We start from the raw sequence: 13,715 nt of genomic DNA, 5'->3' as shown, positions 1-13,715 counted from the left end.
TTTGCCTCACTCCTTTTCCGAGAACGGGATTCTATAATAAAAAACGAGCTCACAATACAAACGTTAATCAAAGGGGTAGAATGTATGCGAAAAAAATGGTTAAGCCTCGGCTTGAGCCTCATTCTGGCCGCCGGGATCGCAGGCTGCGGCGGGAGCGACAACAACAATGGCAATGGCGGTACGACGAATGGCAAGCCTGACGGCGGAACGGCAGCACCATCAACCGAGACGGGCCAACCCGTACAGCTTAAATACTGGACTGACGACCGTCATGACCAGGAGTATATCAAGGAATTAATCAACAAGTTCAACGAAACTAACGGCGATAACATCCAGGTGGAATTGACCGTCATGTCCGAGAATTACGCGCAAAGCGTCGACATTGCATTTTCCAGCAACCAAGCGCCGGATGTACTGCGTCTCAAGAGCGCCAATACATCCGGATTCGTCAAAAAAGGGTATCTCGCGCCGATTGACGAGTATTTTACCGATGACTTGAAAGCGAAGTTCGGCAGCCTGCTGATCGACGATGTCAACCGTTTTGACGGCAAGGTGTACTCGCTCGCCAATACCGGCCTCACCATGCGCCTAGTCTACAACAAGGATCTTTTTGCCAAAGCGGGCATCGAGAATCCTCCGAAGTCGCTGCAGGAAATGGTGGAGGATGCCAAGAAAATTACCGAAGTCGGCAAAGCCGAGGGCATCTATGGTTTTGCGCTGAACTTCAAAAATCCGAAGCAAGCATTTGACCGTTCCGTCCGGGAGATTCTTTCCTTGAGCGGTTATCAGGGACTTGGCTTTGATCTGAAAACAGGCCAATTCGATTTCGAGCCTTACTCGCAGGTCATTGAATATTTCAAGCAAATGCATAAAGACGGAAGCATTCTGCCTGGAGCGGAAGCGCTGGATATCGACCCGCTGCGCGCCCAGTTCGCCGCAGGCAAAATCGGGATGTATCTTTCCTTCTCGACGGAGCCGGGGGTGTACATGGATCAATTCCCGACCGAAATCAACTGGGGGGGCGCGTTGGCTCCAACGCTGGACGGTGAGATCAAGGGAACTTCCGAAATCGTGTCCGCCGGAACGTGGCTCGGCATCAGCGCCCAATCGGCCAATAAGGAAGCGGCTTGGAAATTCATGCAGTATATGTACGGCGATGAGGTTCTGAAGACCTATCATGAAAAAGGCTTCGGTATTGCCATTGTGCCAAGCATTGTAGAACAGGCTAAAGATCCGGAGATCAATGGCATGGAAGGCTTCCTGGTCGGGGAACATGACTCGCTCTGGCCTGCTTCGCCAAACGTTACTCCGGAGGGTTCCACCTATGCTGACGCTTTCTTCAAATATATCCTTACCGATGAAGACCTGAAAGCGATTACGGAGGATTTAAACACAAGATACAACGCCGCATTGTCCAAGGCGGTGGAGAAAGGCGAGGTCACTGTAACGCCGATCCCTGCCTTTGATCCAACGAAACCGCAGGGAGAATAACAGGCAAGGATGGGGCTGCCGCACACTTTTTTGGCGGATGCCCCTTTTCTTTCCCCGAAGGAGGAACGAATCGTGAGTATTAAATGGAGACGGCTGGGGGAGAATGCTCTGTTTCTGTCCCCCAGCATCATTTTGACGGTGGCTCTGGGTATCTATCCCTTGTTATGGATGCTGCGTTATATGTTTTATGACTATGCCGGGTATGGCGATGCGCTGTTCGTTGGGCTGGACAATTTCCGTCGGCTGATGCGCGATGCGTTGTTCTGGGAATCGGTTGGCAATACCTTTATCTATGCCGGGGGCAAGCTGCTGCTGACGCTGCCGTTGTCCCTGCTGCTCGCGGTCATCCTGAACGGCAAGCTGCGGGGCGGAAATCTGCTGCGCGGGATCTATTTTATGCCGACGATCATCAGCACCGCGGTTATCTCCGTGGTGTTCTATACGATCTTCAATTCCTATAACGGGATGGTAAACACCGTATTGATGAAGCTGCATCTTGTCTCGCAGCCCATCGACTGGCTCGGCCCAAAGCATGCGATGCTTACGGTCATTCTTGTGGCGGTATGGGGCGCGGTCGGTAACTATATGCTGCTGTTTCTGGCTGGCTTGCAGAGCATTCCGCAGGATTTGTACGAAAGTGCGGCCATGGACGGCGCGAATGCAGGAAGACGGTTCTGGAGCATTACGCTTCCGATGCTGGCTCCGGTTGCCCAGTTGGTCATTATGCTTGCGATTATCGCATCCCTGAAAGGCTATGAGAGCATTATGCTGATCACGGAAGGCGGACCGATCGGCAAAACCGAGGTCATGTATCTCTATCTGTATAAACTGTTGTTTCCGGTTTCCACGGGTTCGCCTGTGGAGCAGCAGCTTGGATACGGCAGCGCCGTTGGCTTCGCAACCGCTGTTATTGTGGGTGCGATCACGGGTTTGTATTTCTTATTAAGCCGTAAAATGAACAAGCTTTATTAGAGTTTCTTTTTAAAACCCACTTAACATGATTTTTGAACAAGCACTATATGCAACAATGGACGCCAACTTAGCGAAGGCCCTTACGATTTGACAACAACGCCGCAGACCGATTGATCATGAACGGCTGCAGGCGTGCAGGAGGATCAGCAGATGAACGAACAGGAATTACCCCAACAGCCGGATGCGCGCGGCCAAATCGCCGCCCGCCCGCCTTCCGGTCGCATAGCCAGAATTGCGGGCCGTACGGTGATGTGGTTGTTCTTATTGATAACGGCGATACTGACATTATTTCCCCTGTTGATGACTTTGTCCGGATCGCTCAAGACCGGCGCCGAAATGATGACCGGCGGGAGCCTGCTGCCGGCCAAGCTGCAGTTCGTCAACTATGCCGAAGCCTGGAAGCAGGCTAATTTTGCCCGCTATACCTGGAACAGCGCTTTTGTCAGCATTATGGTTACCGCCGGCACCCTGCTGGTAGCTGCCATGGCGGCTTATGTGGTGGACCGTCGCCATTTTCCCGGCAAATCCCTGTATGTGACGACGCAGGCGTCGATGATGTTTATATCCGTCGGTGCGATCGTGCTGCGCCCGCAATTCGATTTGATGGTCGCGCTGAACCTGAATACCACGCTGTGGGGCGTGATCCTGATTCTGATCAGCGCCCATTCCAGCACATTTTTTATGCTGCTGGGTTTCTTCAAAGCGATTCCCCGCGAGCTTGACGAAGCGGCCATGGTGGACGGCTCCGGCTTTGTCCGAACCTTCTTCCGGATTATTCTCCCGCTCCTGACGCCGGGGCTTGGCGTTGCCGGGCTGTTTGCTTTCCGCCATGCCTGGAACGAATACATTCTGCCGCTGGTCTTCACGATGACGAATCCTCAGCTGCAGACGCTCACCGTCGGGCTGGCGAATCTTCGTTACGGTTCTTCCGCGGCCATGCAGATCCATTTGATGATGGCGGGAGCATGCCTGTCGATTCTGCCGATGCTTCTCGCTTATATTGTGGCGAACAAATCCTTTATTCAAGTGACGGCGGGTTCAGTGAAAGGTTAATTTCATAATTCATAAACAAGGAGTTTGATGCATATGAGCGATATTATAGTAGGACCTTTGTTTTCCAGTCCGATCATGACCCGGCATTCCGCGAATCCGATTCTGACTCCGGGTGATGTGCCCTACGGTCCGGCGTTGGTCTTTAATGCCGGAGTTACCAAATTTAAAGGCAAATATGTGATGGTTTTTCGCAATGACTACGGTGATGAACTTAAAGGGATTGTTGCCTCTCATCATACAACGAATCTGGGGCTGGCCTTCAGCGATGACGGCATTAAGTGGGATGTGCAGCCGGAACCGTGCTGGTCTTGGCATGATGAAGAGGTCATCCGCGTGTATGACCCGCGTCTAACGGTAATCGGCGAACAATGTTATATGTGCTTTGCGGTCGATACCAAGCACGGGCTGCGCGGCGGCATCGCCGTCACCGAAGATTTCAGATCCTTCGAGGTGCTGAGCCTATCGCTGCCGGATAACCGCAACATGGTATTGTTCCCGGAGCGGATCGGGGGCAAGTACGTCCGGCTGGAGCGCCCGATGCCTGTATACAGCCGGGGCGGGATAGACCGCTTCGACATGTGGATGAGCGACTCGCCTGACCTGAAATACTGGGGCAACTCCAAGCTGCTGCTGGCGGTTGAAGATGTTGCTTATGCCAATGACAAGGTAGGACCAGGCGCTCCGCCCGTCAAAACGGACAAAGGTTGGCTGACCCTGTTCCATGCCGTGGACATCGATCGCAGCCGGGGGAAGAACGGCTGGGAGGACAGCTGGAAGAAGCGATATACGTCCGGCATTTTACTGCTGGATCTTGCCGATCCCAGCCGGATCATTGGCATGGCGGAGACGCCGCTGCTTGCCCCGGAAGCCGATTATGAGACCGATGGGGGCTTCCGCAATCATGTTATTTTTCCGGGGGGCATGATTCTGGAGGATACCGGAGAAGTCAAAATCTACTACGGCGCGGCCGATACCGTAGAATGCCTGGCGACTGCGCATGTAGATGATTTGCTGCATCTTTGTCTGAAAGGCACAGTCCAAAAGTAATGATGACATGTTAAAGCTATACAGAATGGGGAGGGTTCTATGAAAGGACATATTACGTTGCCATCCGCCAGCATTCCGGTCAGCCGCGAGGTGGATGTGCTTGTCATCGGCGGAGGCGCCTCAGGCATTGCCGCGGCCATTGCCGCTGCGAAAGGGGGGGCGAAAACAATGCTGGTGGAGCAGCGAGGATTCCTTGGCGGCATGGGAACGGTTTCGCTCGTTCCGGCTTTCTGTCCCTTTACGGATAAGCGGAAGCCGATTATCCGCGGTCTCGGCCTTCAATTGATGGAACGGATGAAGCAGGCATGCGATCCTCAGTACCTTGAGGAATATCAAGAGATGCTGGATTGGGTGCCGATCGATCCCGAAGTGCTGAAACGGGTTTATGATGATGCCATTCTGGAAAGCGGTGTGACGCCGCTGTATCACACCTTTGTTTACGATGTTGTCCTGTCTGAGGACCGCCGAAAGGTTGAAGGTGTCGTTGTCGTTAACAAAACAGGACGTTCTTTCATCCCCTGCAGGTATATTATCGATTGCTCGGGAGATGGGGATGTTGCCGCATTGGCGGGAGCCCCTTTTCAGAAGGGCGGGGAAGCGGGCGAGCTTCAGCCCGGAAGCATGTGCTATCTGCTTGCGAATGTGGACCGTCCAAGGTTCAGACGGTACTTGGAGGAGAGCGGGGATACGGGCCAACTGCACAAGACGGTGGAGGTGGCGATCGAGGACGGTGCACTGCCGGAGGGCCGCAAGTCGATCTCCGGCCTTGCTTGGGTCAGCGACTATTTGGTAGGCGTCAACTTCGGCCATGTATTCGGCGTGGACGGCACCCTTGCCGAGGATTTGACACGGGGGGCGATCGAAGGGCGCCGCACGGCGGAACGCCAGCTGCAGTTCTTCCGCCGCTACGTGCCGGGCTTTGAGCGCGCCCATATGGTAGCGAGCGGTGAGCAGCTCGGCATCCGGGAGACGCGGCGGATTGAAGGGGACTATATCCTGACGGTCGATGACTTCCTTGCTGCGCGTTCTTTCCCGGACGACATTGCCCGCAACGCATACTACATCGATATTCATCTCGCCAACAGCAAAAGCGAGATGACCTTTAACCACCTGCCGCCCGGGGTTTCACACGGCGTACCGTACCGGATCATGCTGCCGATTGGCATCGACAACCTTTGGGTTGCCGGACGCTGCGTATCCTCGGACCGAGCAGTGCAAGGCTCCCTTCGGGTGATGCCGAACTGCTTCTCCATGGGCCAGGCCTCGGGAACGGCGGCTGCATTGGCGCTGCGGAACGGCACCGGCTCGCGCGGCATTTCCGTAGCCGAGCTTCAGCAGCGGCTGCTGGAGCAGGATGTATGGCTGGGAGAAGATTTCATTCCGGCTGATAAGCAGAAGGGAGGGAATGCGCCGTGAAGCAGCTTCCATTAACGGATGAGTGGTTTCACGGTGCCGTGTCGCTCGAACACGGGGAGGATGGTATCAAGCCGTGGCGTATTCCTTACATGGATTACGAGCTGTATCCGCCTGGGGGAATCGATGGCAAAGCCGAGATATGTGCCGGTGTTCGCCTGCGGCTGCGGACGGACTCTACCGAGGTGGCAGTATCTTTTGCACCGCTTGCGGATGCCGCCGCCATGGATTGCGTTGTAGAAGGTAGACTATGCCAGACGCTCAGCCTGTCCGGCGGAGCAACAGAAGCCTTGTTCAGCGGACTTAAGGACGGAATCAAGGATGTGGAGATTTGGCTCCCTCAAAATATAGGAATAACCGTCACCGGCCTACGGACTGATGCCCATGCCGTCGGAGTCCCGCTGCCGGACACCCGGCCCCGCTGGATTACGTACGGGAGCTCCATTACCCAGTGCGTCGGGGCTTCCAGCCCCTCCCGCGCTTGGCCAGCCATTGCCGCCGAAGCCTGCGGCTTCAGCTTGACCAATCTCGGCTTCTCCGGCAACTGCCACATGGAACCGATGATCGGGCGTCTGATTCGCGACTTGCCGGCCGAATTCATCTCGATATGTGCAGGCGTGAACATCTATGGCGGGGGTACCTTAAGCCCTCGCATGTTCAGGCCGCTGCTGATTGGCCTGCTGGAGACGATACGCGACAAACACAGGGATACCCCGCTGCTTGTCATTTCTCCGATTTATGGCACCGTCCGCGAAACGCAGCTCAATTCGCTGGGCTTCACCCTGCCCATCATGCGGGAATTCATCCGCGAGACCGTGGAGCTGCTAAGGGCTCGGGGCGATCGCCAGTTATACTATCAGGACGGCTTGAAGTGGTTCGGTCCGGAGGATGAAGCCTTTCTGACGGATGGCCTACACCCTGGAGCCGAGGGGTATGAGCTGCTGGGCCGGCGTTTCCGCAATCTTCATGACTTTGCGTTACGGGCTGTACATCGAAACGCGGAGTGAGGAGTTTCTATTAAATTCGGGATAACCAATTGGAATCATGGCGGATCATTTTTGGACTTTCTTTTGATTGGACGAAAAGAACTTGAAGACCTTAAAGCCGCATCCTATGCGGCTTTTTTGGTTTGAAGTATATAAATTCTTGTTGTTACTTAAGTCAGGTGCATTTACTGCTTATTAAGCTAATAGGCACTTTTATGGAATATATTATCCATTTAGGGTTGATGAATTGGTATGTTAAACTATTTTTTCGACTGCAATATGAACTAACATTCGCGAAAATAAACTAGCAACTTCATATAGCAGCAATTAAATCATCCTACTTACAAGATGAATGTATCAGAAAGGAAGTACAGCTTTGCCTAAGCACATAAAGATCTACGCACCAATACTTATTATTATCATCATTATAAACGTTGCGGTGTACAGGCATTTGGAAAACCAGGCATCTGTTAGATACAACGGGCTCCATTCCCTGTATCAGCTGAAGAACGACTCGGCATTTGCCTATTTAGTGAAGCACGCTTCTGAAACGATTCCGCTTGCTGATACGCTGATGGCGATCAGCGAGTCGAAGGAAAATGAAGATCCTGCCAAGATACGGCAATGGATCGATAAGGCGAAGATCCAAGCGGAGGAAATCGATGAGCAGCTATTAACGATCATTGAATTTAGCGATACCTTCCCCAACAACGCGGTTCCCAAGCTTTCAGTTAATAATACGGCAATGACAACGGATAACCAGGAGGACATGTTTATTCTCGCTTTTCAGGCAAGGACATGGCGACCGTTATACCAAATAAGCTATTCGTATTGGAAGTCTAATCCAAAAACAATTGACGCCAAGACCAGAGAAACCTTGCGCTCGCTTGCGACTGAACTCCGTGAGTTAAACCAAACGATGATGTCGTTCAAGGATGCCGCACATCACATGTTTTTCGAGGATCAAACAGAGTCATATAAAGCGGAAATGCTGCGGCAGTTGAAACCACATCTTGAACGATTGAAAAAGATCCAAGAAGACTTTACGGGCCAAAAATAAGACGAATGAATGGAATGGGCAGCATGCTAAACCATAATCTAATGAAGATAATGGGTTTTATAGAAAAATAAACCTCGGCCTGGTAAACTACCAATATAAAGTTTGAGGAGGAACCAGGCTTGAAGAGTTTTGTGAAAAATTCTGGCCGCATCACTATGATGTTGTTCATTGCATGTAGTGTCGGTTGCAGCGCTAGTGAACAAAACAATCCACGCATCCGAGAAGAGATAGCAACGAAAGAAGCTGTTGAGTCCATGAATATGAATCCCCATGCTGATTCAGGAACCGACGAATTAAGCCAAGCCGGAGAACGGTATGGGTCCAATATTATGTACTCCATTAAGATGTATCTCAAAAGACCGGAAGTTTCTCAAGCATTTCGCAATCAACTTGCCGAAACGATAGAGCTTGGATATGACTTGTATCGAAAGAAGGACATTCAGGAGTTCGAATCTTTGGTAGTCCATATAAAAAAAGATAATCGATCAGAGGTAAAGGAAATATATGAGAAACTCATAACGATTTACCCTCTACCCACCAGAACAATCAGAGGTGCAGGCTTCAACAGCACTAAAGAAGAAACAGTAAAGGCCGTTGAATCCTAATGAGCGCTCATCTATAGCTTGCATGATGAAATAGTTTTGATTTAGATTAATTTCTATTTCCCAATCTGTATGGCTTATAGAAAGCACGAATGTCACGAGCTAGAAGCTCAGGTTCTTCCATGGCGGTAAAATGTCCGCCGGATGGCATCGAAGTCCAGCGAGTAACGTTTAAGTTACGTGAGGCCCATTCCTTAGGCGGCAGCAAGATGTCTTCCGGAAACAATGCGATGCCTGTCGGTACCTCGATATAGCCCAATGGCGGTAATGAATGTGAATTCTCATAATACATGCGTGTTGACGATCCCATCGTATTCGTAACCCAATAAATCATAATGTGGGTGAGGAGCTCATCCTTGCTGAATCTTTGCTGGAGGTTACCCTTACAATCACTCCATGATCGGAATTTTTCGATCATCCAGCCTGCCAAACCTGCCGGCGAGTCGGAAAGTCCATATGCAAGGGTTTGGGGGCGTGTCGATTGAATCGACATATAGCCACCTTCCAGAGCAATCCATTCCGAAGCGCTTGTCTTGTATCGCAGTTCTTCTTGCGAGAGATTAGCCTGACCACATGCATTCATGAGATTTCTGATAATGCCGATATCGGTCAGGTGAATTCCAAATAATAACTCGGGATGGTTTGCTGCCAGATATCTTGTAACACCGGAGCCAATATCTCCGCCTGCGGCAGCAAATTTTTTATAGCCTAATTCTTTTGTCATCAGTTTAGCCCACATTTCGGAGACGCGATTATTGTTGAATCCAGGTTGTTTGGGGCTGCTTGAGAACCCGAATCCAGGTAATGAAGGGACAACCACATCAAAAGAGTCCTCGGGATGACCACCATGGCTGGCCGGATCCGTAAGAAGGGGGATGATTTTTTGGTAACGAAGGTAGCTGTCGGGCCATCCGTGAGTAAGAATAATAGGCATGGGGTTAGGTCCTTTTCCACGCTCGTGCACGAAGTGCACATCCATGTCATCGATATTGCAGCTATACTGGGAATAACGGTTCAACTCAGCTTCTTGTGCCCGCCAATCGTAGTGGTCCCGCCAGTACGAAACCAGCGACTTTAAATAGCTTAATTCCGTGCCTCGTTCCCAACCCGAGTGTTCTAGCTGATCAGGCCAACGGATGTGATGAAGTCTGTATTTGAGATCGGCAAGGATCTCATCGGAGACGTGAATATGATAACGTTCCATCGACATATGGATCTCCTCCTTTAGTTGTTACATCGCTATTATATCCCGCACCTATGTGTGGTACACTGGCTTAAATGAAGCATCTGACTATACGATTTGATAGGTGATTGCTATGCCGCAAGTAGACCGTCACAAAAACCGCACCGTGTACATTGAATTTGCCGCAACAGAAGATTTTAGTGTGCTTCCTTATCCTGAACGTCTTACCCTGGTTCTCATTACGTCAGGAAGTTTAAGCGGGATATTAAACGAACGACCAATTAAAATTTCCGCACCGGGCGTCCTTTGTCTTGCTGAAGAAGATGAGATGAAAGTCGTTGAGAGACAGAACGTGGCTGCGCAATCCTTTCGTTTTCACCCTGCATTCCTTAACACCGTAACACTTTCCGAAACGCAGAGTTACATTCCTACGGGTCCGAGTATACAAAGGGGTCTTTCACTTTTTCAAAGAGATGGTCGAAACTCTGGTGTACCTCGTGTATCGGAAAAAGCATACCCGCTTATATTCGAGTGGTTCTTCATACTCGGTACGGAAGTGCAAGCGCAAAGTGATGAACGCTGGGTATGCAGAATAAAAAAATACCTCATTCAAATTTTAGGTTTACTGGAGGATCTAAATCATAATAGTGAACAATCCCCGGTTGATTTGGTATTGGAATATATACACACCAACTATCCCAAAAAGATTTCGTTGGAAGATTTGACGAATTGCGCTCATTTGAACCGTGTGACGCTAAATAAGCTGTTTCAAGTGAGATGCGGAAATACAGCTATCGGTTACTTGCTTTCCTATCGTTTAAACGTTGCGTGCGATCTTCTGACACATACAGGTATGAAGCTTGATGAAATTGCACGCGATACCGGATTCGAGTATGACACTTACTTTATTAAGCAATTTCAAGCTAAAAAAGGCATTTCACCTACAAAGTATAGGAACATGACTCGTAAGTTCGCGACTGAACAATAGAAGATGAGGAAGGATCAATAAAAAGTCCGAAGCGGGGAGGAAATATGCCTGCTATCTAACTCGCCTTGACCGAAACATATATCTTGTGTTAAATTTTTTCATGTAATAACGATGATGGACAATGGGAGGGATAAAGTGATGACTGCTTCTGAGATTGTAGATGTAAACGTGAACCTGTCATGTAAAGCGATGTTTGACAAGGTTCACATAATTACAAATCAGATACCGGAACTTTATCCTTCTATGCATATATACAGTTAGCGACTTATTTATAGTTAGTCTCTTATTTTTGTATAGGTATAGTTAGGTTAATGTACGCAAAAAAGCACCGGTAAGCTGGTGCTTTTTTGCGTTTTCTCCGTTTAAAGGGAGATAGAAATGAAGCATTTATCTAAGTATGAAAAAATACGTAAGATCTTATCGGCTCTAAATCAACCGAATTATAGATATTCGCAAATAGCAGAGGCAATCTTCAAGAACAAGATCGGAAATTTCGAAGCAATGAACAATTTGCCTAAGCTTGTAAGAAATGAATTAATCAAAGAGCTTGGAAACAATGTGTTAAGCATCACACCAAAAATGGAGCAGAAATCCAACCAAGTTAGCAAAATTTTGTTTGCTATCCCAGGCGATGAATACATTGAATCCGTAAGGTTAAGTTATCAAACGGGCTGGGAATCCTATTGTATCTCTTCGCAGTGCGGCTGCGGATTTGGTTGTACATTTTGCGCTACGGGAACACTCGGTTTGAAGAGGAATCTTACAACGGATGAAATAACGGATCAACTGCTTTATTTTACTTTGAATAACCATCCCTTGGACAGTGTGTCTTTTATGGGAATGGGAGAGGCACTTGCAAATCCCTATGTATTTGATGCTTTGCATGTGCTGACGGATCCTAAACTTTTCGGTTTAGGACATCGAAGGATTACGGTTTCTACCATAGGTTTATTACCTGGAGTAAAAAAGTTGACGAAGGAATTTCCACAGATTAATTTGACGTTCTCGCTTCATTCACCATTTCATGATCAGAGAAGCGAGTTAATGCCCATTAACAATCATTTTCCATTAGAAGAAGTTATGACCGTGTTGGACGAGCATATTCAGCAAACAAAGCGAAAGGTTTACATTGCTTATATCCTGCTAAGGGGTATCAACGATTCAACTAAACATGCTGAAGCCGTTGCTGATTTGTTGCGTGGAAGAGGGTCGTGGGAACATTTATATCACGTCAATCTAATTCCATACAATTCCACTGATGCCACATCACAAAGTTTTGTAGAGTCGGATCAGAACAGCATCAATATGTTCCTTAGAATCTTGAAGTCAAAGGGAATCCATGTCACCGTGAGGACCCAATTCGGATCAGACATCAACGCAGCATGCGGTCAACTATATGGATCAAACGGTAACATTTAATAAGTCGATCAACTAACCAGGAGGAATACAATGTTCTTAAAAAATACATCTATAACACATGTAATTCTCCATGCAGAGCCGGTTTTGAGTATTTGCATGGAGCAGCCAACAAAATAGAAACTGGCTTTGCTGCTTGAACAATAATTTCAAGGAGTGAGTCGTTCGTGAGATATATTAATGCTTCTGTCGTCTTGCCGGAGGAACTAGTAGAACAATTACAGGAATATGTCCAAGGCGAATACCTCTATATACCAGCTAGAAAAAATGAATTTAAAGTCTGGGGAGAGCTGTCTGGCGCACGAAAAGAAATTAACCAAAGAAATGATGCTATCGTGGGTGCGTATTTATCTGGCGCTTCAGTCGAGGAACTCTCAGAATCATTCTTTTTATCAACCTACGCTATCAGAAAAATAATTTATCAGAAATAATTACCTACGAATCCCTTCAAGCGTGCTAAAATCCAGCACTGTTACTTGAAGGGATTTTTTAATGCAAAAAAACGGGAATCAGAGCAACCATTTATATGTGCTGCAGCTTACGTTAACGAATAAAAAATACTACAGCATCGTTTTGTGTATAGAGCATACATTTTCGATCTGTTATCGTGAAGATGTAAGAGAAACATGGGGATAACCCATTTTAAAAATGTATCAGGAGGGGGTCGAAGTGATGGATGTTATCGTAAATACTTCGATTGCAGTATAAGTGAGCAGGAAGAAAAAGTTGATTTTCTAAATCTAACAAAACAACTGATTATCATTATTTCTGCTCACTATTGAGCTATACGTTCCCATAAAAAATCCACATATTTATGATGATAATCAGGAGGTAGCTAAGATTGTTAAACGTTTCTATTTATAATATGGAAGGTAAAATTACGGGCGAGATGGAGCTTGAAGAATCCATCTTCGGGGTGATTCCCAACAAATCGGTACTGCATGAAGCTGTTGTTAACCATCTAGCGAACAAGCGACGTGGGACACATTCGACTTTAACCCGCGGCGAAGTTAGAGGTGGAGGTAGAAAACCCTATAAGCAAAATAAAATTGACAGATCGAGGGCGGGTTCAATTCGGATGCCGCACTGGCGTCACGGAGGGATTGCGTTTGGTCCCAAACCTCGTGACTATGGTTATAGCCTTAATAAAAAGGTTAAACGTCTTGCGATTAAATCAGCTTTATCCGCCAAGGTGCAAGATAACGAACTCATCGTAGTTGACCGTATTAAACTTGAAACTTACAGGACAAAATCGATCATTGCCATGCTTACAGCTCTTTATGCCAATAAGAAAGTGCTTATTGTAACACCTGAGGCGGATCAAATCGTGTATAAAAGTGCAAATAACATTCCGGATGTGCAGACAACTGATGCCAAATCGCTGAATGTATATGATGTTCTTAATTGTGATTCGTTCATCATAGCTAAGGATGCAATTAGAATAGTTACAGAAATCTATACCTAATAAGTACACGTGGAGTGATGAAGAAAAGTACAAAACCCA

General features: G+C 48.2%; 13 protein-coding genes. 12 read left to right on the top strand and 1 reads right to left on the bottom strand.

Annotated elements, in window-relative coordinates; translation table 11 throughout:
* The first annotated feature begins 84 nt into the window (after positions 1 to 84).
* The 8 genes from RB297_RS05595 to RB297_RS05560 all read left to right on the top strand — a co-directional run bounded on the left by RB297_RS05595 (position 85) and on the right by RB297_RS05560 (position 8,627).
* Positions 85 to 1,491: an ABC transporter substrate-binding protein gene (locus tag RB297_RS05595; protein WP_375119985.1), complete on the top strand. Its 1,407-nt coding sequence runs from the start codon at positions 85 to 87 to the stop codon at positions 1,489 to 1,491.
* A 72-nt stretch (positions 1,492 to 1,563) separates the two neighbouring features.
* On the top strand, positions 1,564 to 2,463 hold the full coding sequence (locus tag RB297_RS05590) for a carbohydrate ABC transporter permease (RefSeq protein WP_375119984.1): 900 nt from the start codon (positions 1,564 to 1,566) through the stop codon (positions 2,461 to 2,463).
* 150 nt (positions 2,464 to 2,613) lie between these two features.
* A complete protein-coding gene (locus tag RB297_RS05585) occupies positions 2,614 to 3,516 on the top strand; it encodes a carbohydrate ABC transporter permease (protein ID WP_375119983.1) in 903 nt (300 codons plus the stop codon).
* 33 nt (positions 3,517 to 3,549) lie between these two features.
* Positions 3,550 to 4,563 carry a glycoside hydrolase family 130 protein gene (locus RB297_RS05580; protein ID WP_375119982.1) on the top strand — a complete coding sequence of 338 codons (1,014 nt, stop codon included), beginning with the start codon at positions 3,550 to 3,552 and terminating at the stop codon, positions 4,561 to 4,563.
* A gap of 39 nt (positions 4,564 to 4,602) precedes the next feature.
* Positions 4,603 to 5,979, top strand: coding sequence for an FAD-dependent oxidoreductase (locus RB297_RS05575; protein ID WP_375119981.1), 1,377 nt, complete (start codon positions 4,603 to 4,605; stop codon positions 5,977 to 5,979).
* Positions 5,976 to 6,983: an SGNH/GDSL hydrolase family protein gene (locus RB297_RS05570; protein WP_375119980.1), complete on the top strand. Its 1,008-nt coding sequence runs from the start codon at positions 5,976 to 5,978 to the stop codon at positions 6,981 to 6,983. The genes RB297_RS05575 and RB297_RS05570 overlap by 4 nt, the downstream gene beginning before the upstream one ends.
* Before the next feature lie 355 nt (positions 6,984 to 7,338).
* Complete coding sequence (locus RB297_RS05565) at positions 7,339 to 8,022, top strand: hypothetical protein (RefSeq protein WP_375119979.1); 684 nt, start codon at positions 7,339 to 7,341, stop codon at positions 8,020 to 8,022.
* 119 nt (positions 8,023 to 8,141) lie between these two features.
* Positions 8,142 to 8,627 (top strand): hypothetical protein, encoded by a 486-nt coding sequence (locus RB297_RS05560; RefSeq protein ID WP_375119978.1) that lies wholly within the window; start codon positions 8,142 to 8,144, stop codon positions 8,625 to 8,627.
* 46 nt (positions 8,628 to 8,673) lie between these two features.
* Here the strand turns inward: RB297_RS05560 and RB297_RS05555 are convergent, their stop codons facing one another.
* Positions 8,674 to 9,834: an epoxide hydrolase family protein gene (locus tag RB297_RS05555; protein ID WP_375119977.1), complete on the bottom strand. Its 1,161-nt coding sequence runs from the start codon at positions 9,832 to 9,834 to the stop codon at positions 8,674 to 8,676.
* Between the two features lie 106 nt (positions 9,835 to 9,940).
* On the opposite strand from RB297_RS05555, the gene RB297_RS05550 reads away from it, so the two are divergent.
* From RB297_RS05550 to rplD, 4 genes are all read left to right on the top strand, one after another.
* Complete coding sequence (locus tag RB297_RS05550; RefSeq protein WP_096773941.1) at positions 9,941 to 10,795, top strand: helix-turn-helix domain-containing protein; 855 nt, start codon at positions 9,941 to 9,943, stop codon at positions 10,793 to 10,795.
* Positions 10,796 to 11,173: 378 nt separating this feature from the next.
* Positions 11,174 to 12,214: a Cfr family 23S rRNA (adenine(2503)-C(8))-methyltransferase gene (locus RB297_RS05545; RefSeq protein ID WP_375119976.1), complete on the top strand. Its 1,041-nt coding sequence runs from the start codon at positions 11,174 to 11,176 to the stop codon at positions 12,212 to 12,214.
* Between the two features lie 164 nt (positions 12,215 to 12,378).
* The gene (locus tag RB297_RS05540; protein WP_096773939.1) at positions 12,379 to 12,642 is read left to right on the top strand and encodes a CD3324 family protein; all 264 of its coding nucleotides are present in this window, start codon (positions 12,379 to 12,381) and stop codon (positions 12,640 to 12,642) included.
* 410 nt (positions 12,643 to 13,052) lie between these two features.
* Positions 13,053 to 13,676, top strand: a complete 624-nt coding sequence (rplD, locus tag RB297_RS05535; protein WP_096773938.1) for a 50S ribosomal protein L4 — start codon at positions 13,053 to 13,055, stop codon at positions 13,674 to 13,676.
* Positions 13,677 to 13,715: the final 39 nt, after the last annotated feature.

The sequence above is a fragment of the Paenibacillus sp. CR_12 genome, assembly GCF_041953985.1.
Classification (GTDB): domain Bacteria; phylum Bacillota; class Bacilli; order Paenibacillales; family Paenibacillaceae; genus Paenibacillus_AQ; species Paenibacillus_AQ lautus_A.
Note: the sequence above shows the minus strand (reverse complement) of the source record. Positions and strands in the feature narration are given on the sequence as shown.

Bases quoted from the DNA above. Each gene is read 5' to 3' on its own strand.
- RB297_RS05580 (WP_375119982.1), top strand. From the start codon at position 3,550: ATGAGCGATATTATAGTAGGACCTTTGTTTTCCAGTCCGATCATGACC.
- RB297_RS05545 (WP_375119976.1), top strand. From the start codon at position 11,174: ATGAAGCATTTATCTAAGTATGAAAAAATACGTAAGATCTTATCGGCT.
- RB297_RS05575 (WP_375119981.1), top strand. From the start codon at position 4,603: ATGAAAGGACATATTACGTTGCCATCCGCCAGCATTCCGGTCAGCCGC.
- RB297_RS05550 (WP_096773941.1), top strand. From the start codon at position 9,941: ATGCCGCAAGTAGACCGTCACAAAAACCGCACCGTGTACATTGAATTT.
- RB297_RS05595 (WP_375119985.1), top strand. From the start codon at position 85: ATGCGAAAAAAATGGTTAAGCCTCGGCTTGAGCCTCATTCTGGCCGCC.
- RB297_RS05585 (WP_375119983.1), top strand. From the start codon at position 2,614: ATGAACGAACAGGAATTACCCCAACAGCCGGATGCGCGCGGCCAAATC.
- RB297_RS05555 (WP_375119977.1), bottom strand. From the start codon at position 9,834: ATGTCGATGGAACGTTATCATATTCACGTCTCCGATGAGATCCTTGCC.